We start from the raw sequence: 425 nt of genomic DNA on the forward strand, positions 1-425 counted from the left end.
TCTACTTAGCAAGCAATAACGATATTTAACTTTTACAAAGGAGAATATGATTATGAGTAACGATCTACAACCGGCGATGAAAATGCCTGCACTTGTTGTTAAAGACAGTGATAATAAGCAGGCTGATATTACAGTTAGACAAACAGATTTACCATGGAAAATGATTGTTGTTTATCGTGGTAAGCATTGCCCATTGTGTACTAAGCAACTTAATGCATTAGCGAAAATGAAAGGCCAATTTATTGATGCCGGTGTTGAGCTTGCGGCGGTTAGTGGCGACAGCCACGAGCAACTGACGGAACACCTAAATAATTTAGAAGTGAATTTTCCATTGTACAGTGGCCTTTCACTCGTGCAGATGACAGATCTTGGCTTATATATTAGTGAACCGCGTAATGAAAATGAAACCGATCATCCATTTGCAG

1 protein-coding gene is annotated in these 425 nt (G+C 39.1%); it reads left to right on the top strand.

Annotation, left to right across the window (positions count from 1 at the left end):
* Positions 1 to 52: 52 nt before the first annotated feature.
* Positions 53 to 425 (top strand): redoxin domain-containing protein (locus tag CWB66_RS21360; RefSeq protein ID WP_138586994.1); only part of this gene is annotated, 373 nt, incomplete at its 3' end.

The sequence above is a fragment of the Pseudoalteromonas sp. S558 genome, assembly GCF_005886635.1.
In the GTDB taxonomy this organism is placed as follows: Bacteria; Pseudomonadota; Gammaproteobacteria; order Enterobacterales; family Alteromonadaceae; genus Pseudoalteromonas; species Pseudoalteromonas aliena.